At 66.1% G+C, this 22,679-nt stretch carries 18 protein-coding genes; 15 read left to right on the top strand and 3 right to left on the bottom strand.

What is annotated here, in order from left to right:
* Window positions 1-183: 183 nt before the first annotated feature.
* The 3 genes from RT582_RS21300 to RT582_RS21290 all read right to left on the bottom strand — a co-directional run bounded on the left by RT582_RS21300 (window position 184) and on the right by RT582_RS21290 (window position 3,857).
* Window positions 184-789: a peroxidase-related enzyme gene (locus tag RT582_RS21300; protein WP_125862794.1), complete on the bottom strand. Its 606-nt coding sequence runs from the start codon at window positions 787-789 to the stop codon at window positions 184-186.
* Window positions 790-846: 57 nt separating this feature from the next.
* Window positions 847-2,529: an AMP-binding protein gene (locus RT582_RS21295; RefSeq protein ID WP_125862795.1), complete on the bottom strand. Its 1,683-nt coding sequence runs from the start codon at window positions 2,527-2,529 to the stop codon at window positions 847-849.
* A 305-nt stretch (window positions 2,530-2,834) separates the two neighbouring features.
* Window positions 2,835-3,857 (bottom strand): UV damage repair endonuclease, encoded by a 1,023-nt coding sequence (locus tag RT582_RS21290; RefSeq protein WP_014819320.1) that lies wholly within the window; start codon window positions 3,855-3,857, stop codon window positions 2,835-2,837.
* Window positions 3,858-4,177: 320 nt separating this feature from the next.
* On the opposite strand from RT582_RS21290, the gene RT582_RS21285 reads away from it, so the two are divergent.
* The 15 genes from RT582_RS21285 (at window position 4,178) to RT582_RS21215 (ending at window position 22,336) form a co-directional block, all read left to right on the top strand.
* Complete coding sequence (locus RT582_RS21285) at window positions 4,178-5,341, top strand: isovaleryl-CoA dehydrogenase (RefSeq protein ID WP_125862796.1); 1,164 nt, start codon at window positions 4,178-4,180, stop codon at window positions 5,339-5,341.
* Between the two features lie 114 nt (window positions 5,342-5,455).
* Window positions 5,456-7,063 carry a carboxyl transferase domain-containing protein gene (locus RT582_RS21280; protein WP_125862797.1) on the top strand — a complete coding sequence of 536 codons (1,608 nt, stop codon included), beginning with the start codon at window positions 5,456-5,458 and terminating at the stop codon, window positions 7,061-7,063.
* A 57-nt stretch (window positions 7,064-7,120) separates the two neighbouring features.
* Entirely contained in the window at window positions 7,121-7,918 is a 798-nt protein-coding gene (locus RT582_RS21275) for a gamma-carboxygeranoyl-CoA hydratase (protein WP_125862798.1), read from the top strand.
* Window positions 7,919-8,522: 604 nt separating this feature from the next.
* Window positions 8,523-10,424, top strand: a complete 1,902-nt coding sequence (locus RT582_RS21270; protein WP_125862799.1) for an acetyl/propionyl/methylcrotonyl-CoA carboxylase subunit alpha — start codon at window positions 8,523-8,525, stop codon at window positions 10,422-10,424.
* 88 nt (window positions 10,425-10,512) lie between these two features.
* On the top strand, window positions 10,513-11,412 hold the full coding sequence (locus RT582_RS21265) for a hydroxymethylglutaryl-CoA lyase (protein WP_104096861.1): 900 nt from the start codon (window positions 10,513-10,515) through the stop codon (window positions 11,410-11,412).
* 86 nt (window positions 11,413-11,498) lie between these two features.
* Complete coding sequence (locus tag RT582_RS21260; RefSeq protein WP_003294550.1) at window positions 11,499-12,194, top strand: CoA transferase subunit A; 696 nt, start codon at window positions 11,499-11,501, stop codon at window positions 12,192-12,194.
* A 4-nt stretch (window positions 12,195-12,198) separates the two neighbouring features.
* The gene (locus tag RT582_RS21255; protein WP_023445821.1) at window positions 12,199-12,828 is read left to right on the top strand and encodes a CoA transferase subunit B; all 630 of its coding nucleotides are present in this window, start codon (window positions 12,199-12,201) and stop codon (window positions 12,826-12,828) included.
* A gap of 246 nt (window positions 12,829-13,074) precedes the next feature.
* Window positions 13,075-14,256: an acetyl-CoA C-acetyltransferase gene (locus tag RT582_RS21250; protein ID WP_125862800.1), complete on the top strand. Its 1,182-nt coding sequence runs from the start codon at window positions 13,075-13,077 to the stop codon at window positions 14,254-14,256.
* 77 nt (window positions 14,257-14,333) lie between these two features.
* A complete protein-coding gene (locus tag RT582_RS21245) occupies window positions 14,334-14,732 on the top strand; it encodes a MerR family transcriptional regulator (RefSeq protein WP_014597531.1) in 399 nt (132 codons plus the stop codon).
* A 405-nt stretch (window positions 14,733-15,137) separates the two neighbouring features.
* Window positions 15,138-16,223 (top strand): TRAP transporter substrate-binding protein, encoded by a 1,086-nt coding sequence (locus RT582_RS21240; RefSeq protein WP_125862801.1) that lies wholly within the window; start codon window positions 15,138-15,140, stop codon window positions 16,221-16,223.
* 72 nt (window positions 16,224-16,295) lie between these two features.
* Window positions 16,296-16,898, top strand: coding sequence for a TRAP transporter small permease subunit (locus tag RT582_RS21235; RefSeq protein WP_125862802.1), 603 nt, complete (start codon window positions 16,296-16,298; stop codon window positions 16,896-16,898).
* A 16-nt stretch (window positions 16,899-16,914) separates the two neighbouring features.
* Window positions 16,915-18,285: a TRAP transporter large permease gene (locus RT582_RS21230; protein ID WP_125862803.1), complete on the top strand. Its 1,371-nt coding sequence runs from the start codon at window positions 16,915-16,917 to the stop codon at window positions 18,283-18,285.
* A 75-nt stretch (window positions 18,286-18,360) separates the two neighbouring features.
* Window positions 18,361-19,860 carry a sigma-54 interaction domain-containing protein gene (locus RT582_RS21225; protein ID WP_023445826.1) on the top strand — a complete coding sequence of 500 codons (1,500 nt, stop codon included), beginning with the start codon at window positions 18,361-18,363 and terminating at the stop codon, window positions 19,858-19,860.
* A gap of 111 nt (window positions 19,861-19,971) precedes the next feature.
* The gene (locus RT582_RS21220) at window positions 19,972-20,370 is read left to right on the top strand and encodes a DoxX family protein (RefSeq protein WP_023445827.1); all 399 of its coding nucleotides are present in this window, start codon (window positions 19,972-19,974) and stop codon (window positions 20,368-20,370) included.
* 250 nt (window positions 20,371-20,620) lie between these two features.
* Complete coding sequence (locus RT582_RS21215; protein ID WP_125862804.1) at window positions 20,621-22,336, top strand: tannase/feruloyl esterase family alpha/beta hydrolase; 1,716 nt, start codon at window positions 20,621-20,623, stop codon at window positions 22,334-22,336.
* The last annotated feature ends 343 nt before the right edge of the window (window positions 22,337-22,679 follow it).

The following is a 22,679-nucleotide window of genomic DNA, read 5'->3' as shown; positions in this document are numbered from 1 at the left end:
CGAAGCCGTGTTGGACATGCCCAGAATGGCTGCAGCCAGGCTGGAAAGCAGGAAGGTCCGGCTTGCTGGTTTCAGTTGCATAGCTTTCTCTCTTGTTGTTGTGATCGTTGATGCAGCTGTTGAGCCCGACTGCCAACTGCCCGGGCTCGGATTACCACTTCATGCGGTAATGCGGTGTCGCGCTCAGCGCGCGGTGCTTCTGGGCACGCGGCCCAGCAGGTAGAACTCGTCGTTGGGCGGGGTGCGCGCCATGGACACCAGCCGGTTGGAGAGGCCGAACAGCCCGGCGATGGCGCCGATGTCCCAGATGTCGTCGAGGCTGAAACCCTGAGCTTCCAGCCGCGCTTGCCAGGCGTCGTCCAGCACGCCGCGCCCTGCCGCAAGGTGCAGGGCGAAATCGAGCATCGTGCGCTGGCGTTCGGAGATCGGCGCGGTGCGGTAGTTGACAGCGATCTGGTCGGCCAGCTGCGCGTCCTTGGCGAGGATGCGCAAAATCGCGCCATGGGCGACCACGCAATACAGGCAGCCGTGGTCGGCGCTGACCGCCACCACGATCATCTCCTTCTCGGCCTGGGTCAGGCTGTCGGCTTCGCGCTCCATCAGCGCATCGTGATAGGCGAAGAAGGCGCGAAACTCCGCCGGCCGATGAGCCAGCATGAGAAACACGTTGGGGATGAAACCGGCCTTTTCCTGCACGGCGAGAATCCGTTCGCGCAGGTCGGCGGGCAGTGCGTCGAGGCTGTCGGGCAGCGGGAAACGGCTGATCGACTGAGTAGTAGGCAGCGCCATGGAAAGCTCCATTTCGGATGAGCGAATGGCCGGCCGGGCGAACCCGGCCGGTGCCGGTCAGTGCTGTTCGCTGATGCCCAGCTCGACCACGCTGATCTCGCGCATGCGGAACTTCTGCACCTTGCCGCTGATGGTCATCGGGAAGTCGTCGACGAACCGGATGTGCCGCGGCGTCTTGAAGTGGGCAATGCGGCCCTTGCAGAACTCGCGCAGCGCCTCGGCCTCGACCTGATGGCCGGGGTGCAGCTTGACCCAGGCGACGATCTCCTCGCCGAACTTGCTGTCCGGCACGCCGATCACCTGCACGTCGGCGACCGCAGGATGGGTGAAGAGAAATTCCTCGATCTCGCGCGGGTACACGTTCTCGCCGCCGCGGATGATCATGTCCTTGTTGCGGCCGACGATCTTGATGTAACCCTCATCGTCCATTACCGCGAGGTCACCGGTGTGCATCCAGCGGGCGCCGTCGATGGCATCGCGGGTGGCGTCCGGGTTGTTCCAGTAACCGAGCATCACGCTGTAGCCGCGGGTGCACAGTTCGCCGATCTGCCCGCGCGGCACCACCGCGCCGTGCTCGTCGACGATCTTGCTTTCCAGGTGCGGCTGGGTGCGGCCGACGCTGGTCACGCGGCGTTCCAGGTCGTCGTCGGCACTGGTCTGGGTGGACACGGGACTGGTTTCGGTCATGCCGTAGGCGATCTGCATTTCGGCCAGGTGCATGTCGTCGATGACGCGCTTCATCACTTCGATCGGGCAGGTAGAGCCGGCCATGATGCCGGTGCGCAGGCTGCTGAGGTCCAGCGACTGGCGCTCCGGATGGTCGAGCATGGCGATGAACATGGTCGGCACGCCGTACATGCCGGTGGCCTTTTCCTCGGCCGCAGCCTGCAATGCGGCCAGCGGCTCGAAGGCAGCGCTCGGGTAGATCATCGTGGTGCCGTGGGTGACGCAGCCGAGGTTGCCCATGACCATGCCAAAGCAGTGGTACAGCGGCACCGGGATCACCAGGCGGTCGTGCTCGGTCAGCCTGAGGCTCTCGCCGACCATGTAGCCGTTGTTGAGGATGTTGTAGTGGCTGAGCGTGGCGCCCTTGGGAAAGCCCGTGGTGCCGGAGGTGTACTGGATGTTGATGGGGTCGTCGAACTGCAGGCGCTCGCCGCACTGGCGCAACTGCTCGGGCCCGACCTGCTCGGCCATCTCCATCAGCGCCTGCCACTGCAGCATGCCGTCCACCGGCTTGTCGCACAGGCTGATCACACCGCGCAGCTCGGGCAGCATATGGCTCTGCAGGGCCCCGACGGCGGCGCTTTCCAGCTCCGGCAGCAGCTCGTGGAGCATGGCGTGGTAATCGGACGTCTTGAAGGCATCGGCGCAGATCAGCCAGCGGCAGCCGGACTGCTTCAAGGCGTATTCGAGTTCGCTGAGGCGGTAGGCGGGATTGATGTTGACCAGCACCACACCGATCTTCGCAGTAGCGAACTGGGTGATGCACCACTGGGCATTGTTCGGCGACCAGATGCCCACTCGTTCGCCAGCCTGCAGTCCGAGGGCCAGCAGGCCACGCGCGCAACGGTCCACCGCCTCTGCCAGTTCCGTCCAGGTGTAACGCAGTTGCTGATGGCGCACCACCAGGGCCTCGCGCTGGGGAAAGCGCTCCACGGTACGATCGAACGCCGCGCCGATGGTCATGGGCAACAGTGGTTTGCTCTGCGGTCCGCAGGTATAGCTCGGAAGACTCATGACGATTTTCCTCAGTCTTATGTTTGTTATGAGGCGTGCTCGCAAGGGTGCTGGCGCTGCTGACAGTCACCCTAGGCCACGATTACGTTAACGTAAAGGTAACTAGCTGACAATATGTCGCAGGGTAGGCGAAAGTCGAGAAGCTCGAGCAGTCAAATGGCCATTATCTGGTGACGAATAAATGGGTCAGCCGCGGCCAGATCGGCGCTGACACGACGTGTCGGAAGGCATGCCTGAGCGGCGCAAAACGGTTGCGCCGGAGCCTCTGCAACGATGCCGCGCATGCGTCTGCCGAAGACGCCTCGTCAGGCGCCTACACGCCGGTACTCGTGATGGAAGTCCAGCGCGGCGAGGTTCTTGTCCTTGGCTTCGAGCATGATGTCGAAGCGATCGAGAAACTGAAACGCATAGCGATTCGTCCAGTGGTTCCACATGCGTTTGCTATGCGCATAGAGGTCGCGCTTGTTGACCTTCTCCAGCAACTCGGGGAGTTCCAGCTTCTGCTCCGGCGCGAAGCCAAGCTCCATCAGGCTCTCCTGCGGCTGCGAGTAGTGCATGGTCGGCCGCACACCGCGCCAGCTTTCCAGAACGCGCTCGATGCGCGGGTCGTCCGGCTCGATGTAGCGGCCCTCGTGAATCCAGCAGTGATGGATATCCAGCACCACCGGCGCGAGGTCCGCGAGGCTCAGGCAGTCGTCCAGGCCATAGGTCTTTTCGTCGTTCTCGAAGGTGATGCAGCGGCGCGCCTCGGTCGACAGGCGCGGCCACACGGCACGCACCCCCTCGGCGCCGAGCCGCCCGGCGATATGCAGGTTGCATTTGAAGTCCTGGAAGCGCCGGCCGTAACCCATCATGCGGATCATGTCGGCGTGGTATTCGAATTCCGCCAGGCTGTTTTCCACCACCTGCGGCTTGTCCGATCCCAGCACGCAGTACTGGCCGGGATGCATCGACAGCCGGATATCGTTGGCCCGTGCCAGTTCGCCGATCGCGGCGAAGCCAGCCTCGAGGCGGTTCCGTATCTCGGCGCGACGGTAGAACGGCGCGATCTCGGCATGGCTGTAGAACGGCAGCAAGTCGCTGGACAGGCGCAACATGCGCAGCATCGGCGGCAACGTGGCGACGTATTCGAGCAACACCCGCTGAGCGCTCAGGTTGTGCTCGACGATCTCCTCCAGCCTCGCTTCGGCCGCGGCGCGACCGACCGAGGCCATCCAGCGCAGCGTGGTGCTGCGCGGATTGAAGGTGCGCTCGATGCGCTCCAGCTCCTTCAGCGAGAGACTCTGTTGCGGGTGGCGATACATGCAGGCGAAGCCGATGCGGGGCATGGATTTCCTCGCCGGTGGCAGGCCGCCGTTGCGGCCACTGCCTGTTTAGTCCCGCCGGGCTCGCGCCGAGTGCCCCTCCACCGACGAAACACCACCGCGCGCCACCAACCGACGGCCGCACCTTACCGGGCCTATGCTGGCAGACATGCTGACTCGGCGGTGTGTTGACAGACCCGCAGCGGACCTTTACGTTAACGTAAAGCAGCGAGCGATCATCCATGTCGATGACGTCAGACCGCTACCAGAGCGCCGGCCTGCACTCCGCCGGACGAACGAATCCTCTGAAAACAGAACAATTACAAGACAAGCAGGTGGCCCCAATGAACTACTCCAGCCTCAATTTCGCCCTCGGTGAAACCATCGACATGCTGCGCGAGCAGGTCCAGGCCTTCGTCGCCGCCGAGATTGCCCCGCGCGCCGAAGCCATCGATCAGGACAACCTGTTCCCGGCGGACATGTGGAGAAAATTCGGCGAGATGGGTCTGCTCGGCGTGACCGTCTCCGAGGAGTACGGCGGCGCCGGCCTCGGCTACCTGGCGCATGTGGTGGCGATGGAAGAAATCAGCCGCGGCTCGGCCTCGGTCGCCCTCTCCTACGGCGCCCACTCCAACCTGTGCGTCAACCAGATCAACCGCAACGGCACCCCCGAGCAGAAGGCCCGCTACCTGCCCAAGCTGATCAGCGGCGAACACGTCGGGGCGCTGGCCATGAGCGAGCCGAATGCCGGGTCCGACGTGGTCTCCATGAAGCTGCGCGCCGAGAAGCGCGGCGACCGCTACGTGCTCAACGGCAGCAAGACCTGGATCACCAACGGCCCGGACGCCAGCACCTACGTGATCTATGCCAAGACCGACCTGGACAAGGGTGCGCACGGCATCACCGCGTTCATCGTCGAGCGCGACTGGAAGGGTTTCTCCCGCGGCAACAAGTTCGACAAGCTCGGCATGCGCGGCTCCAACACCTGCGAGCTGTTCTTCGATGACGTCGAGGTGCCGCAAGAGAATGTGCTGGGCGCCGAGAACGGCGGCGTCAAGGTGCTGATGAGCGGCCTGGACTACGAACGCGTGGTGCTGGCCGGCGGCCCGACCGGGATCATGCAGGCCTGCGTCGATGTGGTGGTGCCCTACATCCACGATCGCAAGCAGTTCGGCCAGAGCATCGGCGAGTTCCAGTTCATCCAGGGCAAGGTGGCGGACATGTACACCCAGCTCAACGCCAGCCGCGCCTATCTGTATGCCGTGGCGCAGGCCTGCGACCGCGGCGAGACCACCCGCAAGGACGCCGCCGGGGTGATCCTCTATAGCGCCGAAAACGCCACACAGATGGCCCTGCAGGCGATCCAGATCCTCGGCGGCAACGGCTACATCAACGAATTCCCCACCGGTCGCCTGCTGCGCGACGCCAAGCTCTACGAGATCGGTGCCGGCACCAGCGAAATACGCCGCATGCTGATCGGCCGCGAGCTGTTCAACGAATCCAGGTGAGCCTGCGGGCGGAAAGAACGCCCCCAGCCTCGTAGGGTGGAAAACCGCGAAGGGTTTTCCACCGCAGTCTGTGGATGGCAGAGCCATCCATGATGGAATTGAACGGAGCCAACCATGGCCATCCTGCACACCCAGATCAATACCCGTTCACCGGAGTTCGCCGCCAACAGCGCGGCGATGCTCGAACAGGTGAACAACCTGCGCGCCCTGCTCGGTCGCGTCAGCGAAGGCGGCGGCGCCACCGCCCAGCAGCGCCACGTCTCGCGCGGCAAGCTCTTGGTGCGCGAGCGCATCGATACCCTGCTCGACGCCGGCTCGGCCTTTCTCGAACTCGCCCCGCTGGCCGCCCATGAGGTCTATGGCGAAGACGTCGCCGCTGCCGGCGTAGTCGCCGGTATCGGCCGTGTCGAAGGCATCGAGTGCATGATCATCGCCAACGACGCCACCGTGAAAGGCGGCACCTACTACCCGCTGACGGTGAAAAAGCACCTGCGCGCGCAGACCGTCGCCCGCGAGAACCGCCTGCCATGCATCTACCTGGTGGACTCCGGCGGCGCCAACCTGCCGCGTCAGGACGAGGTGTTCCCGGACCGCGAGCACTTCGGCCGGATCTTCTTCAACCAGGCCAATATGAGCGCCATGGGCATCCCGCAGATCGCCGTGGTCATGGGCTCCTGCACCGCCGGCGGCGCCTATGTGCCGGCGATGGCCGACGAAACCATCATGGTGCGCAACCAGGCGACCATCTTTCTCGCCGGCCCGCCGCTGGTGAAGGCCGCCACCGGTGAGGTGGTGACTGCCGAGGAGCTGGGCGGCGCCGACGTGCACTGCAAGACCAGCGGCGTTGCCGACCACTACGCGGAGAACGACGAGCACGCGCTTTCCATCGCCCGCCGCTGCGTGGCCAACCTCAACTGGCGCAAGCTCGGCCAGCTGCAAACCCGCGAACCGCGAGCACCGCTGTATGCCGCCGACGAGCTGTACGGCGTGATTCCGGCACAGGCCAAGCAACCCTACGACGTACGCGAAGTGATCGCACGGCTGGTGGACGGCAGCGAGTTCGATGAATTCAAGGCGCTGTTCGGCACCACCCTGGTCTGCGGTTTCGCCCACTTGCACGGCTACCCGATCGCCATCCTCGCCAACAACGGCATCCTCTTCGCCGAGGCGGCGCAGAAAGGCGCGCACTTCATCGAACTGGCCTGCCAGCGCGGCATCCCGCTGCTGTTCCTGCAGAACATCACCGGCTTCATGGTCGGGCAGAAATACGAGGCCGGCGGCATCGCCAAGCACGGCGCCAAGCTGGTCACCGCGGTGGCCTGCGCCCAGGTGCCGAAGTTCACCGTGCTCATCGGTGGCAGCTTCGGTGCCGGCAACTACGGCATGTGCGGCCGCGCCTACGATCCGCGCTTCCTGTGGATGTGGCCCAACGCGCGCATTGCCGTGATGGGCGGCGAACAGGCCGCCGGGGTACTCGCCCAGGTCAAGCAGGAACAGAGCGAACGCGCCGGCAAGAGTCTCGGCGACGACGAGGTAGCCGCGATCAAGCAGCCGATCCTTGAGCAGTACGAGCGCCAGGGCCATCCGTACTACTCCAGCGCTCGGCTGTGGGACGACGGCGTGATCGACCCGGCGCAGACCCGCGAGGTGCTGGGGCTGGCGCTGTCCGCCGCGTTGAACGCGCCGATCGAGCCGACCCGCTTCGGCGTGTTCCGCATGTAATCCGTGCCGCCGGCAGCCGAGCGCGCCGGCGCCTGCAGTCGCATCGAGGATGCTGAGATGACCGATTTCCAGACCATCGAACTGAACAAAGACGCGCGCGGCGTGGCCACCCTCTGGCTCAACCGCGCGGACAAGAACAATGCCTTCGACGCCCAGGTGATCGGCGAACTGAACGCAGCGCTGGCCCAGGTGCAGGACGATGCGAGCATCCGTTTCCTCATCCTGCGCGGGCGTGGCAAGCACTTCTCCGCTGGCGCGGATCTCGGCTGGATGCGCGAGTCGGCCAAACTCGACTACCAGGCCAATCTCGCTGATGCCCATGAGTTGGGCGAGCTGATGCAGCGCCTCTACCAGCTGCCGCAGCCGACCCTGGCCGTGGTGCAGGGCGCGGCCTTCGGCGGCGCGCTGGGGCTGATCGCCTGCTGCGACATGGCCATCGGCGCCAGCGATGCGCTGTTCTGCCTGTCAGAAGTACGCATCGGCCTGGCCCCGGCGGTGATCAGCCCGTTCGTGGTCAAGGCCATCGGCGAGCGCGCCACCCGCCGCTACGCGCTGACCGCCGAACGCTTCGACGGTAAGCGTGCCCGCGAACTCGGCCTGCTCGCCGAGACCTACCCGGCCAGTGAACTGGACGCCGCGCTCGAGCAGTGGGTCGACAACCTGCTGCTCAACAGCCCGCAGGCGCTCAAGACCTGCAAGGACCTGCTGCTGGAAGTGGGCGACGGCGATTTCAGTGCCGACCTGCGCCAGACCACCGAACAGGCCATTGCGCGCCTGCGCACCAGCCCGGAAGGTCAGGAAGGCCTGAGCGCCTTCCTGGAAAAACGCACGCCCGCCTGGCAGGAGCGCGCGTGATGACTGGGCTTCTGTGGGGTGCTCGCTCGTATACGTTGTCGCGTACGCGCGGTGAGAGGGTTGCGTTGTGTGGTGGTCGGGCGGCTGTGTCGGTCCTTGGCACCGCCCCCTCACCCCAGCCCTCTCCCCAAAGGGGAGAGGGGGTTGGTCTGTGCAATGGCTGGGCGGGAGTGCATGTGCGTAGCAACGCCCCCTCGCCCCAGCCCGCTCCCCGGCACTCTTCCCAAGGAGGAGAGTATGTTGGCTTGTGCAGTGGCAGGGTGATTGTGCAGGGCCGCAGCACCGCCCCCTCACCCCAGCCCTCTCCCCAAAGGGGAGAGGGAGTTGGTCTGTGCAATGGCTGGGCGGGAGTGCATGTGCGTAGCAACTCCCCCTCGCCCCGGCCCGCTCCCCAAGAGGGAGATGGGGTTGGGTTGTGTGGGGTTTGGGAGCGGCTGCCTAACCATATCGTCCGCGCTCATGCCGCTGATCGCACATCAACCGGTCACGCCAATCATTGCCGAACCACTTCATTGCTTCGCCCCACTCCGTCATCCCCTCGCCCCTCAGGGGAGAGGGCTAGGGTGAGGGGAAACGTCTTCCAGGCCACGCAGGAATCACAAAAATGATAACGACCCTCCTGGTTGCCAACCGCGGCGAGATCGCCTGCCGCGTAATGCGCACCGCCAAGGCCATGGGCCTGACCACCGTTGCCGTGCACAGCGCCATCGACGCCAGCGCGCGCCATGCCCGCGAGGCCGATATTCGCATCGACCTCGGCGGCGCCAAGCCGGCCGACAGCTACCTGCGCATCGACAAGCTGATCGAGGCGGCCAAGGCCAGCGGCGCCCAAGCGATCCACCCGGGCTACGGCTTTCTCTCGGAGAACGCCGAGTTCGCCCGCGCCATCGGACAGGCAGGGCTGATCTTCCTCGGCCCGCCCGCTTCGGCCATCGACGCCATGGGCAGCAAGTCCGCCGCCAAGGCGCTGATGGAGGAAGCCGGCGTGCCGCTGGTGCCGGGCTACCACGGCGAGGCGCAGGACGTGGAAACCTTCCGAGCCGCCGCGGAAAAGATCGGCTACCCGGTGCTGCTCAAGGCTACCGCCGGTGGTGGCGGCAAGGGCATGAAGGTGGTCGAGCGCGAGGCGGACCTGGCCGAGGCGCTGGCGTCCGCCCAGCGCCAGGCGCAGTCGTCGTTCGGCGATTCGCGCATGCTGGTCGAGAAATACGTGCTCAAGCCGCGCCATGTGGAAATCCAGGTCTTCGCCGACCAGCACGGCAACTGCCTGTACCTGAACGAACGCGACTGCTCGATCCAGCGCCGCCATCAGAAAGTGGTTGAAGAGGCGCCAGCGCCAGGCCTCTCCCCCGAGCTGCGCCGCGCCATGGGCGAAGCTGCGGTAAAGGCCGCCCAGGCCATCGGCTACGTCGGTGCCGGCACGGTGGAATTCCTGCTCGACGCCCGTGGCGAATTCTTCTTCATGGAAATGAATACCCGCCTGCAGGTCGAGCACCCGGTCACCGAGGCCATTACCGGCCTCGATCTGGTCGCCTGGCAGATTCGCGTCGCCCGCGGCGAGCCGCTGCCGATTCGTCAGGAACAGGTGCCGCTGATCGGCCATGCCATCGAAGTGCGACTGTATGCCGAAGACCCCGACAACGATTTCCTCCCCGCCACCGGCACCCTCGATCTATATCGTGAAGCGGCGGATGGCCCGGGCCGTCGCGTCGACAGCGGCGTTGCCGAGGGCGATACCGTGTCGCCGTTCTACGACCCAATGCTCGGCAAGCTGATCGCCTGGGGCGAGAACCGCGAGGAAGCGCGCCTGCGCCTGCTGGCCATGCTCGACGAGACCGCCGTCGGCGGCGTGCGCACCAACCTCGCGTTCCTGCGCCGCGTCGTCGGCCACCGCGCCTTCGCCGAGGCCGAGCTGGATACCGGCTTTATCCCGCGTCACGAAAGCGAACTGCTGCGTCCGGCCGGCGAGCTATCTGATGCCTTCTGGCAGCAGGCTGCGGAGTGCTTCGTGCAGACCGAACCGACCAAGGTACGCGGCGACGATACCCATTCGCCGTGGTCCAAACGCGACGGATTGCGCTTCGGCATGCCGGCGCAGATCAGCCTGCATCTGCAGTGCAATGGCGAAAGCCGCCGGCTGAAGGTCGACCCGGCAGCGCAGCAACCAAACGTCCGCACGCCCAAGGCGATCCGCCAGGGCGATGCGCTGTACCTGCAGTGGAACGGCGAATGGCTGGCTGTGCGCACCTTCGACCCCATTGCCGAAGCCGAGGCCAGCCACCAGCATCACGGCGGCCTGACCGCACCGATGAACGGCAGCATCGTTCGTGTATTGGTGGAGGCCGGTCAGCATGTCGAGGCCGGCACCGCGCTGATCGTGCTGGAAGCGATGAAGATGGAACACAGCATCCGCAGCGCCCAGGCTGGCGTGGTCAAGAGCCTGTTCTGCAGCGAAGGCGAAATGGTCAGCGAAGGCGCGGTGCTGCTGGAGATGGAAGAGGCTTGATCCGTAGGGTGGGCTTTAGCCCACCAGCAGCGCCACAATTCAACGACACGGGTGAAGGCTCGCTAAGCATTTACCCTCTGGAGGACATATGAGCCTGCCCAAACAGGTCCGGCTGGTGGAAGTCGGCCCGCGTGACGGCCTGCAGAACGAGCAGCAGCCCATCAGCGTGGCGGACAAGGTGCGCCTGGTGGACGACCTCAGCGCCGCTGGCCTCAGCTACATCGAAGTCGGCAGCTTCGTCTCACCCAAGTGGGTGCCGCAGATGGCCGGTTCCGCCGAGGTTTTCGCGCAAATCCAGCGCAAGGCCGGTGTCACCTACGCGGCGCTGACGCCGAACATGAAGGGGCTGGAAGCGGCCATCGAGGCCGGCGTGAAGGAAGTCGCGGTGTTCGGTGCGGCCTCCGAAGCCTTCTCGCAGAAGAACATCAACTGCTCCATCGCCGAGAGCCTGGCCCGCTTCGCCCCGCTGATGGAGGCTGCCCGCGAGCAGGACATCCGTGTGCGTGGCTACGTTTCCTGCGTGCTCGGCTGCCCCTACGAAGGGGAGGTACCGCCAGCCAAGGTCGCCGAAGTCGCCCGCGAGCTGTATGCCATGGGCTGCTACGAGGTTTCCCTGGGCGACACCATCGGCACCGGCACACCGGGCAAGACCCGCACACTATTCGACATGGTGGCTCGTGAAGTGCCGCGCGAACGGTTGGCCGGGCATTTCCACGACACCTACGGCCAGGCGCTGGCGAATATCTATGCCAGCCTTCTGGAAGGCATCGCCGTGTTCGACAGCTCGGTCGCCGGCCTCGGGGGTTGCCCGTACGCCAAAGGCGCCAGCGGCAATGTCGCCAGCGAAGACGTGCTGTACATGTTCAACGGGCTGGACATAGCCACCGGCATCGACCTCGATGCGTTGATCGGCGCCGGCCAGCGCATCAGCCAGCTGCTGGGGCGTGCCAACGGTTCGCGGGTCGCCCGCGCCAGGCAGGCCGGTTAGCGGCACCGATTTTGCTAAACCCTATTCGTCGGGCGGCCATCTATCGGACCACCCGGCACAGATAGAACAACAAGTAGAGGTAATTCATGAACAAGATTTACCCCAGCGCCGCCCACGCTCTGGAAGGCCTGGTCGAGGACGGCATGACCATCGCCGTCGGCGGCTTCGGCCTGTGCGGCATCCCCGAGCAGCTGATCGCCGCCCTGCGCGACAGCGGCAAGAAGGACCTGACTGCCATCAGCAACAATGCCGGCGTCGACGGCTTCGGTCTCGGCCTGCTGTTGGAGACGCGGCAGATCAGCAAGATGGTTTCCTCCTACGTGGGTGAGAACAAGGAGTTCGAGCGCCAGTACCTGGCCGGCGAACTGGCCCTGGAATTCACCCCGCAAGGCACTCTGGCCGAGAAGCTGCGTGCCGGCGGCGCGGGCATTCCGGCGTTCTACACCAAGACCGGCTACGGCACGCTGGTGGCCGAAGGCAAGGAAACCCGCCAGTTCAACGGCGAGTGGTACGTGATGGAGGAATCCCTCACCGCCGACCTGGCCCTGGTCAAGGCGTGGAAGGCCGACAAGGCCGGCAACCTGCTGTTTCGCAAGACCGCGCGCAACTTTAACCCGCTGGCAGCGATGGCCGGCGAGGTCTGCGTCGTCGAGGTGGAGGAGATCGTCGAGACCGGCGAGCTGGACCCGGACCAGATCCACCTGCCGGGCATCTACGTGCATCGCATCGTGCACAACCCGAACCCGGAAAAACGCATCGAAAAACGCACGGTGAGGAGCTGAGACCATGGCCTGGACACGTGAACAGATGGCGCAGCGCGCCGCCCAGGAGCTGCAGGACGGCTTCTACGTCAACCTCGGTATCGGCCTGCCGACCCTGGTGGCCAACTACATCCCCGAAGGCATGGACGTCTGGCTGCAGAGCGAGAACGGCCTGCTCGGCATCGGCCCCTTCCCGACCGAGGAAGAGATCGACCCGGACCTGATCAACGCCGGCAAGCAGACCGTCACCGCCCTGCCCGGCTCGAGCTTTTTCGACAACGCGCAGAGCTTCGCGATGATCCGCGGCGGCCATATCAACCTGGCCATCCTCGGCGCCATGCAGGTGTCGGAAAAGGGCGACCTGGCCAACTGGATGATCCCCGGCAAGATGGTCAAGGGCATGGGCGGCGCGATGGATCTGGTGGCCGGCGTCAAGCGCGTCGTAGTGCTGATGGAGCACACCGCCAAGGGCGGCGCGCACAAGATCCTGCCGGCCTGCGACCTGCCGCTGACCGGCCTCGGCGTGGTCGACCGGATCATCACCGACCTCGGCGTACTGGACGTCACCGAGCAGGGCCTGAAGCTGGTGGAGCTGGCCGAAGGCGTCAGCTTCGAGGAGTTGCAAGAGGCCACCGGCAGCCCGATCCATCGCTGAAACCTGGGTGCGGGAAGGACGCCGGAGCAACCTTTGCCCGCCGCGTTTTCCCGCCTGCCCCGAACGCAACAAGCCGGCGGCGCGCCAGCACTGGCCAGTCACTTAGGCGCCCGTATACTGCGGCATTGGCCGGCCTGCGAGGCCGCTTCTCCTGTGTCGTTCGAGGGCACCCTTTCCCGGAGTCAGGCCGCGCGCCTGGCCCTCGCGTTACGCCCCAGCGTAGCGCCTTTTAATTCGGAGTCCGTCATGCAAGACGTCGTCATCGTAGCTGCAACCCGCACCGCCATCGGCAGTTTCCAGGGCGCGCTGGCCAATGTGCCGGCGGTCGAACTCGGCGCCACCGTGATCCGCGCGCTGCTGGAAAAAACCGGCATCGACCCGGCCCAGGTCGATGAAGTCATCCTCGGTCATGTGCTCACCGCCGGCGCCGGTCAGAACACCGCGCGCCAGGCCTCGATCAAGGCCGGCCTGCCGCACGCGGTACCGGCCATGACACTGAACAAGGTCTGCGGCTCGGGCCTCAAGGCCGTGCACCTGGCCGTGCAGGCGATCCGCTGCGGCGACGCCGAGGTGGTCATCGCTGGCGGTATGGAGAACATGAGCCTGGCGCCCTACGTCATGCCCGGCGCGCGCACCGGCCTGCGCATGGGCCACGCACAGATGGTCGACAGCATGATCACCGACGGCCTGTGGGACGCCTTCAACGACTACCACATGGGCATCACCGCAGAGAACCTCGCCGACAAGTACGGCATCGACCGCGCCCAGCAGGACGCCTTCGCCGCGCAGTCGCAGCAGCGTGCCGCCGCCGCCATCGAGAGCGGCCGCTTCGATGCCGAGATCACCCCGGTCATGATTCCCCAGCGCAAGGGCGAGCCGCTCGCCTTCGCCCGTGACGAGCAGCCCCGCGCCGGCACCACGGCCGACTCCCTTGGCGGCTTGCGTGCGGCCTTCAAGAAGGACGGCAGCGTCACCGCCGGCAACGCTTCGACCCTCAACGACGGCGCCGCCGCGGTGGTGCTGATGAGCGCCAGCAAGGCCGAGGCCCTGGGCCTGCCGGTGCTGGCGAAGATCGCCGGTTACGCCAACGCCGGCGTCGACCCGGCGATCATGGGCATCGGCCCGGTTTCCGCCACTCGCCGCTGCCTGGAAAAAGCCAACTGGTCGCTGGCCGAGCTGGACCTGATCGAAGCCAACGAAGCCTTCGCCGTGCAGGCGCTGTCGGTGGGTAAGGAATTGGGCTGGGATGCCGATAAGGTCAACGTGAACGGCGGCGCCATCGCCCTCGGCCACCCGATCGGCGCCTCGGGCTGCCGCATCCTGGTGACCCTGTTGCACGAGATGCAGCGCCGCGATGTTCGCAAGGGCCTGGCAACACTGTGCATCGGTGGTGGCCAGGGAGTAGCCTTGGCAGTCGAACGCCCCTGAGCGCACCGTCGCGGCAGGGCATGCTGGCAGACACGCGCCCGGTTCGCCGGGCGCGACAGAGGATGATCGGAAGAATCATGGCGAAACAGACCTACAGTATTTCCGACCTGGCCAATGAGCTGGATATCACCACTCGCGCCATCCGCTTCTACGAAGAACAGGGCATGCTCACGCCGACCCGCCGCGGTCAGGAACGCATCTATTCACCCAAGGATCGCGTCGCGCTGAAGCTGATCCTGCGCGGCAAGCGCATCGGCTTTTCGCTGGCTGAATGCAAGACGCTGATCGAGCTCTACGATCCCAAGGCCGGCAACCAGAAGCAGCTGAACATCATGCTGCAGATGATCGCCGAGCGGCGCCAGCAGCTGGAGCAGCAGCTACTCGATATCCAGCAGATGCAGCTGGAACTGGACACCGCCGAGGAGCGCTGCCGCAGCGCCCTGGAAAGCACCCTGGCCAAGCAAGCCGCCAGCTGATCGCTCTCCTCTCTCCCATTTCGCTCATCCGGCGTCGCGTCCCGCGCAACGCCGGATTTGTTTGCCCGCTGTCAGCTATTCAGGCGTCCACATAACTGGACATGTTCCAGAATTCCGGACACCGCCGCGTGTTCACCTGAGCAGTGTCTGCCGCAGCGGACACCGCTATCGCCCTGCAATCATCCGAATGCCGCTGCAGAGCGCGCCTTTCCTCGCTCGCGAGCGATAGGCACAGAACCTGCAATCCACCCCGCGACGCCAGAACAAACCAAAGAACAAGACTGGCGCCGGATCGGCAGCATCGGCTCGGCCTCTGTTCTTGTTCTGGCCTGTTAACGCCCTCGACCCACGGGCGGTTACGCGTCCGCCCTCGGGCACCAGAACAACAACAAGAAGGAAACCTGCATGTCGACCAAGAACAAACTCTCCCGTATCGCCTGCGCCATCGGTGCGACCACCCTGCTCGGCGCCAGCCTGCTCAGTGGCGTCGCCAGCGCCGCGGAGAAGATCCGCTGGCAGGTGCCGCTGGCCTTCCCCTCCCACCTGATCGGCCTCTCCACCCCGGTCAAGCATCTTTCCGAATCGCTCAAGGCCGTCTCAGGCGGCGACATCCAGCTGCGCTACTACGAGCCGGGCGAGCTGGTGCCGCCGTTCGAGATCATGGATGCGGTGAGCAGCGGCAAGTACCCGGCCGGCTACACCTGGATCGGCTACGACCAGGGCACCATCCCGGCCCTGCCGCTGTACTCCGGCGCGCCGTTCAACATGGAGCCGCCGGCGCACCTGGCCTGGTACTACCAGGGTGACGGCAAGAAGCTGCTCGAGGAAATCTACGCCCAGCGCAATATCCACCCGATGCTGTGCAGCATCATCGGCCCGGAAGGCGCCGGCTGGTTCGCCAAGCCCATCGAGAAGCTGGAGGACTTCGACGGCCTGCGTATCCGCTTTGCCGGCATCGGCGGCAAGGTGCTGGAAAAGCTCGGCGCCTCGGTGACCATGGTGCCGGGCGGCGAGATCTACCAGGCGCTGGAGCGCAAGACCATCGACGCCACCGAGTTCTCGCAGCCGGCGGTGGACAAGATGCTGGGCCTGGACCAGATCATCAAGAACTACATCATGCCCGGCTGGCACCAGACGCTGACCACCTCGCACCTGCTGGTGAACAAGGACGTCTGGGACAAGCTCAAGCCGGAGAGCCGCGCGCTCATCGAGATTGGGTGCGAGTCGGCCACGCTCAAGGGCTTCGCCGAAAGCGAGTGGGCTCAGCCGACCGCGCTGCGTGACTACCAGAAGCAGGGCGTGAAGGCCCAGGTGCTGCCCGAGCCGGTACTGCGCGAGCTGCAGAAGGTCACCGACGAGGTGCTCGACGAGATGGCCGCCAAGGACGAGATGTTCAAGCGCGTGCTGACCAGCCAGCGCGAGTTCATGCAGCACCACTCGATCTGGCACGGCATGGGCTATCTGCCGCGCGACTTCTACAAGTACGACTGACGGCTGCGCCTAACCCGCGGGCACGGCGACGTGCCCGCCTTCTATCCCTGTGCCGAGATTCCGAGGTCCGCCGTGTCCTTCAAGCCCGTCTCTCCCGATGCGCCAGTGCCCGACGCGCTGCCGTACAACCGTATTTCGCGGCCGCTGGACCGCCTGCTGGTCGCCATCGGCCAGGCCAGCGCCTGGCTCTGGCTGGCGGTTCTGTTGGTCGTGCTGGCCAACGTGTTCAGCCGCTTCGCCCTCTCGCGCGGTTCCATTGCGCTGGAGGAACTGTCCTGGCACCTGTTCGGCGCCGCGCTGATGCTCGCCCTCGCCTACGCCGTGGTGCGCGACGACCATGTGCGCGTCGACGTGCTGCGCGAGCGCTTCAGCCTGCGCAGCCAGGCCTGGATCGAGCTGCTGGCCATCGCTCTGCTGGCGCTGCCGGTGATCGTGCTGATGATCGATGCGCTGATCCCCTACGCCTACAAGGCCTACCTCTACAACGAACGCTCCCAGGCGCCCAGTGGGCTGCCCTACCGCTTCATCTTCAAGAGCGTGCTGCCCATCGGCCTCGTGCTGGTGGCACTGGCGCTGCTGTCCCGCACGCTGCGCTGCAGCACCCTGCTGTTCAATTTCCCGCGGGCCCTGACGGCCCCCTCGGACGAGCGCGACCGCACTCGTTCGCAGCCCTGATGGAGTAGTCGCAATCATGGGTCTGGAAGAAATCCTCGTCATCGCCATGTTCGCCAGCTTCATGGGCCTGCTGCTGCTCGGCTTCCCGGTCGCCTGGTCGCTGGCCGGCATCGGCCTGCTGTTCGCCGTGCTCGGCTATGTGCTAGTGGAACACTTCGACGCCAATCTCTGGTTCACCTGGGACGGCACCATCGGCGTGCTCGACGCGCGCATCTACGGCATCGTCGCCAATGAGCTGATGGTGGCCCTGCCGCTGTTCATCTTCATGGGCATCATGCTCGACCGCTCCGGCATCGCCGAACGCCTGATGCACAGCCTGGTACGCGTGCTCGGCCCGCTGCGCGGCGGCTATGCGGTGACGGTGGTGGTGGTAGGCATCCTGCTCGCCGCCTCCACCGGCATCGTCGGCGCCTCGGTGGCGCTGCTCGGCATGCTCTCCATCGGGCCGATGCTGCAGGCCAATTACAACAAGAGCCTGGCGGTGGGCACCGCCTGCTCGGTGGGCACGCTGGGCATCCTGATTCCGCCGAGCATCATGCTGGTGCTGATGGCCGACCGCCTCGGCACCTCGGAAGCCTCGGTGGGCAAGCTGTTCATGGGCGCGCTGATCCCGGGGATGATGCTGGCGCTGATGTACATCCTCTACATCGTGGTCGTCGCCTGGTTGAAGAAGGACTTCGCCCCGGCACCGGCCAACCGGCCGAAACTCGACGCCCGTGCCCTGCTCGACGTGTTCTGGGCCGTGGTGCCGCCGCTGGCGCTGATCTTCGCCGTGCTCGGCTCGATCTTCTTCGGCATCGCCACCACCACCGAGGCTTCGGCAGTCGGCGCCTTCGGGGCCTTGCTGATGGCCGCGGCCAGCCGCCGCCTGAATCTGCCGGTGCTCAAGGATGCGCTGTACCAGACCAGCCGTACCGCCGCCTTCATCTTCGGCATCTTCATCGGCGCCACGGTGTTCGCCGCCGTACTACGCGGCCTGGGCGGTGACGACGTGATCCGCGCGGCGCTCACAGGGCTGCCGTTCGGCCAGACCGGCGTGCTGCTCACGGTGCTGGCGATCACCTTCCTGCTGGGGTTCTTCCTCGACTGGGTGGAGATCACCCTGATCATCCTGCCGCTGGTGGCGCCGGTGCTGTTTTCCATGGGCGTCGATCCGCTGTGGTTCGCGATTCTCTTCGCGCTCTGCTTGCAGACCTCGTTCCTCACACCGCCGGTGGGCTTCGCGCTGTTCTACATCAAGGGCGTCTGCCCGCCGGGCATCACCACCCGCGACGTCTACCTCGGCGTGCTGCCGTACATCATCATCCAGCTGATCGGTCTGGCCCTCGTGTTCTATTTCGCGCCGCTCGCCACATGGCTGCCCAATGAAGTGTATTCCCAGCCGTGAGCATGCCCGGCTGCCTTGCCCGTGGCAGCCGGGGCCAACCATAATCGGTCGCCCCAGAACGGACCCTGACTGCCCATGAGCATTGCCCGCGACGCACTCGACAACCACGGCCTGATCGTCGGCGTTTCGCCGGAACGCTTCCGTGCCGTGGCCATGCCTCTGCTGTTCGATCATCTGAACGCGCAGTGCGAGGGCACCATCGCGGTCAACCGCCAGGCGCGCATCGTCTGGATCAACGACAAGTACGCCGAGAAGGTCGGCATTCGCGATCCGGCCAGCGTGCTCGGCAAGGAAATCGAGGAAGTGCTGCCGGCCAGCCGCCTGCGCGAGGTGGTGGAAAGCGGCCTGCCGAGCATCATCGACCTGATGGCCTTCGGCGACGAGCACTTCGTCGTCACCCGCATTCCGCTGCGCGACGAGGACGGCACCCTGGTCGGCGCGCTGGGCTTCGTGCTGTTCGACCGCGCCCGCCACCTCAAGCCGCTGATGTCCAAGTACACCAGCCTGCAGACCCAGCTGGTCGCTACCCAGAACGAACTGGCCAAGGCGCGCCGGGCGCGCTACACCATCGCCGGCTTCATCGGTAACAGCCCGGCCGCCAGCGAGATCAAGCGCCAGGCGCGGCGCGCCGCGCAGCTCGATGCCACCGTGCTGCTGCGCGGCGAAACCGGCACCGGCAAGGAGCTGCTGGCCCAGGGCATCCACAACCTCTCACCGCGGGCACGCGGACCCTTCGTCGCGGTGAACGTCGCGGCGATCCCGGAAAGCCTGGTCGAGGCCGAACTGTTCGGCACGGCCCCCGGCGCCTTTACCGGCGCCGACCGCAAGGCGCGCATCGGCAAGTTCGAGGTGGCCAATGGCGGCACGCTGTTCCTCGACGAGATCGGCGACCTGCCGCTGCCGCTGCAGGCCAAGCTCTTGCGTGTGCTGCAGGAACAGGAGGTCGAGCCGCTCGGCTCCAACCAGGTCAAGGCGCTCAACGTGCGGGTGATTGCCGCGACGCATATCGACCTGGAAGCCAAGGTCGCCGCCGGCCAGTTCCGCGACGACCTGTACTACCGCCTCAACGTCCTCGCCCTGCGCGTGCCGCCGTTGCGCGAGCGCGCCAGCGACATCCCCGCCGTGGTCGAGCACCTGCTCGACGACATCGCCAACCGCTCCGGCCAGCCGCCCATGGAGCTGAGCCCCGAGGCACTGGCACTGCTCTGTGCGCAACCCTGGCGCGGCAACGTGCGCGAGCTGGGCAATCTGCTGGAGCGCGCGCAACTGTCCGCCGACGGCCCGCAGCTGCAGGCGGCACACTTGATGCCATTGCTCGGCGATCAGGCACGCCCGGTAGACGCCAGCATCCATCTGGCAGCCGTGTCTCCACCTGTTCAAGCCGCAGCGGCAGCCAGTCTCGAAGAACTGCCGCTGCAACCGCTGGCCCAGACCATCGCCCAGGCCGAGCGTCGCGCGCTGCAGAGCGCACTGGCCGCCTGCAAGGGCAACCGCCGGCGCGCCGCCATGGAGCTCGGCATCTCCCGCGCCAGCCTCTACAGCAAGCTGCAGCAGCATGGCCTGAGCCAGCGCTGAACGGTCTAACCCGCGGCTTGGCCGTCATTGACGACGCGGCAATGTCACAGCGGCTGATCTACATTGGAGGCAGGGCCGCCGATTCCCGGCGCCGCAAGGGGACGCTCAACGATGACAGACGATGCAGGCAAACTCGTTCTCAGGCTCTCGGTCGGCGTATTGATGCTGCTGCACGGCATCCACAAACTGCTGCACGGCGTCGATGGCATCGGTGGCATGCTGGCCGGCATGGGCCTGCCGACGGTCCTCGCCTACGGCGTCTACCTGGGTGAGGTGGTCGGGCCGCTGCTGGTGATCCTTGGCCTTTATACCCGCCTCGGCGCTCTGCTGATGCTGGGCAACATGGTCGTCGCGCTGGCGCTGGCGCACCGGGCCGAACTGTTCGACATCGGGCCGATGGGCGGCTGGGCCATCGAACTGCAGGGCCTGTTCCTGTTCGGCTCGCTGGCCATCATGCTGCTCGGCGCCGGGCGCTACAGCGTCGGCGGGATCAACGGCCGCTACAACTAGCAACCCGAGTGTCCGGCGCGGCGGACAGTCGTCCAGCGCGCCGGACATCGCTTCACCTGAGTCCGCCGCGCCGAACATCTTTCTACCTCCCCCAACGGCTTCCGCATCCCCGCCCTAGAGCCCTCGCCCCGACGGCGATGACCGACTATCGCCTGCTCTCCCTTCCTTCCGTCCGCTGGCATGTCATTGGCTTGAGCGCTTATGCGCCCGTGTGGCGCACGGCCCGACAAAAAGAAGAAGGAAAGCCTCAATGATGCGTTCATCCTGCAACTCGCTTGCGCGCTGTTCCCTGCCCCTGGCCGCCCTCGCCGTGGCGCTGCTGGCCAGCCAGTCCGCCCAGGCGGCGACCTGTACCGAGCTGCTCGGCCGCGAGATACCGGCCGAGGCCATCGGCCTGCCCACCAGCGGCGCGCGCGTCACCGCGGCGACCCCGGTCGCGGCTGGCGGCAGCGCACCGCAGACCTTCGGCGCCTATTGCGATGTCAGCGCCGAGATTCGCCCGGTCGATCCGGCCGCACCGGCGATCCGCATGCGCCTGGTGCTGCCCGAGCAGTGGAACCGCAAGGCGATGATGTTCGGCGGCGGCGGTTACAACGGCACGGTGCCGAACGTCGCCGGCAACGTACCCGCCGGCCCGATCGATCAACCCACGCCGCTCGGCCGCGGCTATGCGGTGTTCGGCAGCGATTCCGGGCACGTCGCCGATCCGCTCAGCCCAGGCTCCTTTGCCTGGAACGACGAAGCGCTGGCCAACTACGCCCATGACGCGCTGAAGAAAACCCGCGATACCGCCATCTACCTGATCGAACAACGCTACGGCGCCGCACCCGAGCGCAGCTATTTCGCCGGCGGCTCCACCGGTGGCCGCGAGGCGCTGGCCGTGGTGCAGCAATGGCCGACCGACTTCAACGGGGCCATCGTCCTCTACCCCGCCTACAACGCCCTGGCGCTGGACCTGCAGTTCGGCCGCATCACCCGCGCCCTCGCCCAGCCCGGCGCCTTCCCCAGCCTGGAGAAGCGCGCCGCACTGCTGGAAGCCGCGATGCAGGCCTGCGACAAGTTGGATGGCGTGCGCGACGGCGTGATCAGCCATCAGGCGGCCTGCAATGCGCAGTTCGACCCGGCCCGCGCCAAGATCAATGGCAAACCGCTGCGATGCCCGGGCGGTGCCGATACCTCGCAGCGTTGCCTGTCGGATGCGCAGATCCAGGCGCTGCGGGTGTTCAACAGCCCGATCCGCTTCAACTTCCCGCTGGCCAGCGGCGAAACCCACTACCCCGGCTTCAACACCTGGGGCACCGACCTCGGCCGGCCGGGTGAAGGCGTGCAGCTGGTGGTCAACCGCCTCGGCCTCAACACCCTGCAACCAAGCTATCCGATGCCCGTGCACGGCACCGGCTTCGCTGAGGGCGCGCCCTACCATTCGGGCTTCTGGGATGAATGGGTGCGCTACTTCGTGACGCGCAACCCCACGTTCAATTCGCTGACCCTCGACCCGCAGAACCCCGGCCCATGGCAGGCGCGCATCAGCGAGCTGTCGCTGCGCCAGGACGTCAACCAGACCGACCTCACCGCCTTCGCCCGCACCGGCGGCAAGATCCTCATGGCACACGGCACTTCCGACCAACTGGTGAGCACCCGCGCCACCGCCGAGTACTACGAGCGCGTGCGTCGCGACATGGGACCCGGCAAGACCAAGCACTTCCTGCGCTACTACGAGATCCCCGGCTACGGCCACGCCGCCAGCACGGTGTTCAACGCCGCCTGGGATTCGCTGAGCGCGCTGGAAGACTGGGTCGAACAGGGCCGTGCGCCGCGCCGGCAGGTCGTTGCCGACAGCGTCGGCGTGCCCGGCCGCACCCGCCCGCTGTGCGAATACCCCGGCTGGCCGAAGTACGTCGGCAAGGGCGACGTGAACGCCGCGTCGAGCTTCGTCTGCGTCAAGAGTCGCAGGGGCACGCGCTGACCTGACACGGCGCCGGCCTCAGTCGCCGGCGCCGTCCAGTCTGCCCGACTGGACACCTCGACCCCGCAGAACACCGCCGTCCGCCATACATGTCCAGTCCAACGGACGCACCGCACCCCGCGCGGCAAGCCCAGCCAACCGCCCATAGACCGCTCTACCACGCGCCATTGCGGCGGGTGGCCACTCGAACGCCGCGCCTGGCACGCCTTTCGCTCTATGCCCTGTAGCCGCCCGAGAGCGGCCCAAAACAACAACAAGAGGAAATACCATGCGACTGCACCACAAGTCCCTCTGCCACATTATCTGCGGCGGCGCCGTAGTGATCGCCACCAATCCCGCCAGC

Origin of the sequence: Stutzerimonas kunmingensis, assembly GCF_032106285.1 — a bacterium.
Taxonomy (GTDB): Bacteria; Pseudomonadota; Gammaproteobacteria; order Pseudomonadales; family Pseudomonadaceae; genus Stutzerimonas; species Stutzerimonas kunmingensis_B.
Note: the sequence above shows the minus strand (reverse complement) of the source record. Positions and strands in the feature narration are given on the sequence as shown.

Excerpts from the sequence above, each read along its gene's own strand:
- RT582_RS21300 (WP_125862794.1), bottom strand. The coding sequence starts at position 789 with ATGGCGCTGCCTACTACTCAGTCGATCAGCCGTTTCCCGCTGCCCGAC.
- RT582_RS21295 (WP_125862795.1), bottom strand. The coding sequence starts at position 2,529 with ATGAGTCTTCCGAGCTATACCTGCGGACCGCAGAGCAAACCACTGTTG.
- RT582_RS21290 (WP_014819320.1), bottom strand. The coding sequence starts at position 3,857 with ATGCCCCGCATCGGCTTCGCCTGCATGTATCGCCACCCGCAACAGAGT.
- RT582_RS21285 (WP_125862796.1), top strand. The coding sequence starts at position 4,178 with ATGAACTACTCCAGCCTCAATTTCGCCCTCGGTGAAACCATCGACATG.
- RT582_RS21280 (WP_125862797.1), top strand. The coding sequence starts at position 5,456 with ATGGCCATCCTGCACACCCAGATCAATACCCGTTCACCGGAGTTCGCC.
- RT582_RS21275 (WP_125862798.1), top strand. The coding sequence starts at position 7,121 with ATGACCGATTTCCAGACCATCGAACTGAACAAAGACGCGCGCGGCGTG.
- RT582_RS21270 (WP_125862799.1), top strand. The coding sequence starts at position 8,523 with ATGATAACGACCCTCCTGGTTGCCAACCGCGGCGAGATCGCCTGCCGC.
- RT582_RS21265 (WP_104096861.1), top strand. The coding sequence starts at position 10,513 with ATGAGCCTGCCCAAACAGGTCCGGCTGGTGGAAGTCGGCCCGCGTGAC.
- RT582_RS21260 (WP_003294550.1), top strand. The coding sequence starts at position 11,499 with ATGAACAAGATTTACCCCAGCGCCGCCCACGCTCTGGAAGGCCTGGTC.
- RT582_RS21255 (WP_023445821.1), top strand. The coding sequence starts at position 12,199 with ATGGCCTGGACACGTGAACAGATGGCGCAGCGCGCCGCCCAGGAGCTG.
- RT582_RS21250 (WP_125862800.1), top strand. The coding sequence starts at position 13,075 with ATGCAAGACGTCGTCATCGTAGCTGCAACCCGCACCGCCATCGGCAGT.
- RT582_RS21245 (WP_014597531.1), top strand. The coding sequence starts at position 14,334 with ATGGCGAAACAGACCTACAGTATTTCCGACCTGGCCAATGAGCTGGAT.
- RT582_RS21240 (WP_125862801.1), top strand. The coding sequence starts at position 15,138 with ATGTCGACCAAGAACAAACTCTCCCGTATCGCCTGCGCCATCGGTGCG.
- RT582_RS21230 (WP_125862803.1), top strand. The coding sequence starts at position 16,915 with ATGGGTCTGGAAGAAATCCTCGTCATCGCCATGTTCGCCAGCTTCATG.
- RT582_RS21225 (WP_023445826.1), top strand. The coding sequence starts at position 18,361 with ATGAGCATTGCCCGCGACGCACTCGACAACCACGGCCTGATCGTCGGC.
- RT582_RS21220 (WP_023445827.1), top strand. The coding sequence starts at position 19,972 with ATGACAGACGATGCAGGCAAACTCGTTCTCAGGCTCTCGGTCGGCGTA.
- RT582_RS21215 (WP_125862804.1), top strand. The coding sequence starts at position 20,621 with ATGATGCGTTCATCCTGCAACTCGCTTGCGCGCTGTTCCCTGCCCCTG.